5 protein-coding genes are annotated in these 5555 nt (G+C 27.1%); all 5 read left to right on the top strand.

Annotation, left to right across the window (positions count from 1 at the left end):
• The first annotated feature begins 1618 nt into the window (after positions 1-1618).
• Complete coding sequence (locus ACTS9J_RS15985) at positions 1619-2626, top strand: replication initiation protein (protein WP_150433346.1); 1008 nt, start codon at positions 1619-1621, stop codon at positions 2624-2626.
• A gap of 66 nt (positions 2627-2692) precedes the next feature.
• On the top strand, positions 2693-3115 hold the full coding sequence (locus ACTS9J_RS15990) for a hypothetical protein (RefSeq protein WP_150433345.1): 423 nt from the start codon (positions 2693-2695) through the stop codon (positions 3113-3115).
• A 9-nt stretch (positions 3116-3124) separates the two neighbouring features.
• Positions 3125-3340, top strand: coding sequence for a hypothetical protein (locus tag ACTS9J_RS15995; RefSeq protein ID WP_150433344.1), 216 nt, complete (start codon positions 3125-3127; stop codon positions 3338-3340).
• A 534-nt stretch (positions 3341-3874) separates the two neighbouring features.
• Positions 3875-4657 carry a lincosamide nucleotidyltransferase Lnu(H) gene (lnu(H), locus tag ACTS9J_RS16000; protein WP_026726551.1) on the top strand — a complete coding sequence of 261 codons (783 nt, stop codon included), beginning with the start codon at positions 3875-3877 and terminating at the stop codon, positions 4655-4657.
• A 214-nt stretch (positions 4658-4871) separates the two neighbouring features.
• The coding region (locus tag ACTS9J_RS16005) for a hypothetical protein (protein ID WP_448353488.1) at positions 4872-5555 on the top strand (684 nt) is incomplete at its 3' end.

Genomic DNA, 5555 nt, shown 5'->3' on the forward strand with positions numbered 1-5555 from the left:
GAAAATTTATGTAAAGAATAAAAGACAGCGTACAACTTCGGTTCAGTAAAAGCTATAACACCTTTTATGTAAAATATAAACCTCCATTTGGAGGTTTTTTCATGTCATTATCCTAAGTTTTTTGCAACAAAAAACACACCTTGCTATTTTCTGATTTTAGTATAAAAATTAATAAAACGATGCATTTTATACTACTTGCTTATTTTGAAAAACATACTTTTAGAGAGTAAGTTAACAACATTATATATCAACAAGTTACACTTATAATACATACTTTTTAATTTATAAAGTATGTATTATTATTTATAACAATTTGTAAATCATAGGAATATAAAAACCAATCTCGGTCTCCGTGATTACTGCTTGCTATTCCTACTTTCATTCGGAATACTCAATTTTGATCGATTTTTCTCTGTATATAATTTTCTCCAAAATTAGTAAATATCAAAATGTATGTAGATAATTACACACATAAAAAATTGATTAGCAATCATATATAAGAAAAAAAACTAAAATGTATGTACAAAAAACATACATTTAATTTTTTTAAAAATACTAAATCAATGATAACCAATATTATAACTCCATCGTGTGGAGTTCCCTCTCGCTACTCACAATTACTATCAAATTTCACGTAAAAAAGAGTTCCGATTTTTACTTTCCTTTTTTCTGAAAAGGCAATATTGTGATTTGAGTGTCTACACAAATCCATATCTTGCATCTAATTGAAATTTTAAGATATTTTTTAAGAAAATTTAGCTTAAAAAAAACCATTTTAGAAAAGAAAAAACGAAAAAAAAGAAAGCCATTTCAACAAGTGCAGCATCACTAAATTTTATATAAAAAGTGAAACGGCTTTATGCTAAAATTTAATGGTGCGAAACTTACCTTTGTTTTCTTTTGATTTGTTTTACTTTGGTAATTCTTCATTGTTATTTTATCTAATAATTAAAAAGCCACTTGTTTTTAACTCAAATTAAGGAGTGAATAAGCTTGTGGATAGTTAATATTTAGCTTTAAATAGCTTTAAATACTTTTTGCTATAATTTCCTAATGATTAAAAATAAAATGTCTTAAAACGCAAAAAAAACGACCTCAAAAGAAGCCGTTTTAAAATCGTTTCGCTTTCAAATTTATGGTTAAACATTAAATTTGAGCAACAAAAATACATTAATGAATTAAAAATCAGTTAATTAAATTAGATAAATTTATCAAAAATAAAAAATCCGCCCCCCCCCTGGTGCGCATAAAAAAGTCACGTCAATTTGTTTTTGTTTTTCCACTCTAACGAAAACAGTGCATTTCACGCAAGCTCCCAAAAGTGATTTTTTGAAGAAAATCACACCCTTAAAAACTAAAAAATTACCATGTTTTTGTATTAATTAAACATAGCTTATCTAACATTACTTATCGACTTTCGACAAAAAACGGATATATATTTATATATCATATATATTGCAAGGGTATTAAAAAGTCTAACTATAACTTTTTGAATAAACAACTATAACTTTTTGAATAAATAGAAAATGGTTAACTATAACTTTTTGAATAAATACTATAACTTATATTTGTGTAAGTTATAGTATTTATATAAATTTACTTTTCAATACTATAACTTATGTCTAAAATTAATAATAAAGAAGTATTACAGTCTTACATCTTAACGACTGCTAAATATGATTATTCTGTTTACGAGAAACGTATTCTTTATCGTCTTGTAGAGCTTTTTCAAGGATTAATACAAAATCAAAAATTAAAAGACAAAATAGTTATTGAACAAGACAATCAAAATACTAGCATTGTTAGTATGCCTATTAAATTATTTTTACAAAACGAAACAGATACTAACCATATTCGAATAAAATCAGCTTTAAGAAATTTAGCTAAAAAATTCTTTGAGTATGAAGATGAAAATGATTGGGAGTTAATTTCAGTAATTTCAGAGCCTAAAATTAAGAAAAATACAGAGATTGCTACTTTCAGAATAAATCCAAAAATAGTAGAAGCATTTTTAGATTTTTCAAAAGGCTTTAAAAAGTATGAACTTAAAGTAGCTATGGAATTTGAAAGTGTATATACTATGCGTTTTTACGAATTATTATCTAATCAGAAAACTCCTATTAATTATTCAATAGATAAATTAAAAGATATATTTAATATTGCTGATAAATACAAGTTAACGGGTGGTTTTATTCAAAAAGTTATCGAACCTGCAAAAAAAGAACTTGATAAATGTAGTCCTTATACTTTTCATTATGAAACAATAAAAACAGGTCGTAAAATTACAGGCATTCGTTTTATTCCGATTCATCAACCACAATTTGAAGATGAATCATTGAAGAAACAAAAAACAATGAAACAAATGTCAAATCGTTGGTTTATCCCTAAAAACATAGAAGATTATTTAAAATATAATTACGATTTTACTAATAAGGAATTAAACAACAATCTTAGCTTATTTGAAAGCTTGTACAACCATCTGTCCGAAGAAGAATTATTGGATTTCTTGGTCGAATTAAAAGCTCAATCTGTACTATATGAAATCAAAAATCTAAAAGCATATCTTATTGGTTCATTGAAACACAAAGCTGAGCAGATTTTTGAACAAAAACACATGAAAAAGTAGGGTGACAAAAGTATGTCATCTATATATTTTGACATACTTTTGTCATAGTTTCAAACTTTTGTTATTATGAATTACATAGATGTAAAAGAAGCTGTAAAAAAAACAGGAAAAAGCGAGAGGACAATAAGAAGATTGTTCGCTAACTCTGAATCTGTACCATACTTACAAAAAAAAGGGAATAAAGTATTAATAGAAGTTAATTACTTATTTTCTATATACGAACCTCTAAAAGATATCAAGAAACCACAGAGGCAAAAGTATGACATAGCCGAAATATGGCAGAGGCAAGAAGATGTAAACTCATTAAAGACAAAACTTGCTTTATTTGAACAAGAATTAAAAAATAAAGAGTTGCTTTTACAAGAAAAAGAGGGTAGAATAATAGATTTACAAAAGACAATTCTCCTGTTGGAAGCTCCTAAAAAAGAGCCAGAATCTAACCAACCAAAACAAGTACAGGAAAAGAAAAAAAAGTGGTGGCAATTTTAACTTTATGTAATGAAAAGAAAGTTAATTGATTTAGATCTGGAAACTGAAAGACGTTTATCAATTCTTGCAAGTGCTAACGGAATGAGCTTAAAAAAGTATATAGAATATATACTTTTTCAGCACGGAAACGACCATTTAATAAAAATTGAAAAGGAAATCAAAAAACAAAAGTCAGCTTCTATAAATCAATTATCTATTTTAGATGAAATAAATAAAAATTTATAAATTTTTACACTACCTGTTGACCGATTTGAATATCCTCTCTCAACGTAAAAATGCACCTTTCAGAGTAGTTTTAGCTATAAAATAATTTATCCAAAACGGTACTCTCACAATATCAGTGTTTTAACCTAAAAATCTTTGGTGTATAATAAGAATTATGTTAAGTAATGAAATAGATTAATAAAGTATCAATTGTAGAGTTTCGTGATCCATGATTGAGAATTTAAAAATTTTAAATAAAAACCTCGCTATTCATACAAATGTTATTTAGATAATATAGACTATCAAAGAATTTATTACTTTTAACAAAGTAATTACACGAAATACGGATATAGGGAATATTTCACGAAACTTTTCTATTATTTACTTCGTAAATTACTATGTTAGCGGTAATTTTACCAAACAGAATGTTGAACATAAAAAAATATAATCCGATGAAGCTATAAGTAACTGTCCAAAATATATAAACTTAAACCTTTTCATTGCTTTCAAAAAGTAATGGAATTTTCTATTATTAACTTTTAAAAATTAGAAAAAATGACACAGTTACAAATGATTAACAAAACAAAATCTATAGCTCAACAAGACGAAAATATTTCCGCTGTTTTTATGTATGGTTCATTTACCAAAAACGAAGGAGACAAATATTCTGACATCGAATTTTACATCTTTGTAAAAAATAAAGAAAATTTCTCAGCAGAAAAATGGGTAAATCAAATTCATCCTGTGGCTTTATATTTTATAAATGAATATGGAACCGAAGTTGCTATTTTTGAGAATTTGGTCAGAGGAGAATTTCATTTTTTAAAAACAGAGGAAATTGAAATTATCAAATCTTGGGACGGAATAGTTACATTTAGCGATTTTGACCAAATGAACCTAATCGACAAAGACGGACATTTAACGAAAACGCTTAATCAAATCAAAACGAAATCGCCCGAAAGAATAACAAATGAAAACATCTTGTGGTTAAGTCAATCATTACTGAATGTTGTACTGACAACAAGTAACTTAATTAAGAGAGAGGAATTTGCTCACGCTCATCATAGTTTATCAAACGTTCAGAAATATTTGCTCTGGCTTATTAGAGCAAGAATAAACAAAACCCAACATTGGGAAAGTCCGACTAAAAGTCTTGAAAAGGATATTGATATGACTTGGTATTCTGCGTATAAAACAATAACATCGGATTTAAATCCTAAAAACATAATTTTAGCTTTTGAAAACTCATTAAATTTATCGGAGAAACTATTTGACGAACTAAATATTGAAACAAAACTGAACGAAATCCTACACGAAATAAGAAAAAACTACCGCTAACAAAGGCTTGGCGCAATGGCGGGTTAAGGCAAAATTTGAAGTTTCGGCTTTCTATTCCGCAAAAAGCCAATTATATTGACTTTTTTATTAAATTTATTCAATTAATTGGCTTTTGCTTACTGTGTCGCTAAATTGAAACTTTTCGCTTCAATTTCCGCCACTGACGCCAAGCCCCGAAACGTTGTACGCAACCTTACTAAAACTAAATTATTAAATGAGTTCACTCGGTACAAATCTTATTCAAGTCATAAAAGATAAAGAATTTCAAGCTGTTACCAAAGACTTAACTGAAGTGGTAATTGATTCAAATATTGCTGAAGGATTACTAAAAGATGTCCCACTACTTTCAACAATTATAGGAACTTTTAATACAGTAACCAATATCAAGGATAAGCTATTTCTTAAAAAAATTCTTACATTTTTATATGAACTAAAATCAATTTCTGAAAATAAAATAGAAGAACAAATTAATAAAATAGAAGAAGATTTAAAGTATAGAACAAAAGTTGGCGAAAAATTATTATTTATTATTGACAAGTGTGAAGACACAGACAAAGCATCACTTACTGGTTTACTTTTTAAATCATTTTTAGAGAAAAAAATTGATTATGACCAATTCATTACAGGAACAAATATTATTGAAAAAACTCCGTTGCCTGATTTAATGTTTTTCATAGAAAATGATGTTGAAGAATTGGAATTAGACAATGGTGGTTCTGAATTTGTATCATATGGCTTAATGGAAATCAGAGTAACAAAACCCAATATTAAAGTTGGTGATGAAAAATATTATGGAGATAAATATATTCCATCAGATAATGAAATATTAGCAGATCGTTTAGAAATTACAGATTTTGAAATTGTAGCTAGTATAAGTTGGATTGGACAAATCCTTAGA

It is taken from the genome of Empedobacter sp. ULE_I140 (assembly GCF_053482575.1).

Coding starts and splice junctions, on each gene's coding strand:
- ACTS9J_RS15985 (WP_150433346.1), top strand. CDS start 1,619: ATGTCTAAAATTAATAATAAAGAAGTATTACAGTCTTACATCTTAACG.
- ACTS9J_RS15990 (WP_150433345.1), top strand. CDS start 2,693: ATGAATTACATAGATGTAAAAGAAGCTGTAAAAAAAACAGGAAAAAGC.
- ACTS9J_RS15995 (WP_150433344.1), top strand. CDS start 3,125: ATGAAAAGAAAGTTAATTGATTTAGATCTGGAAACTGAAAGACGTTTA.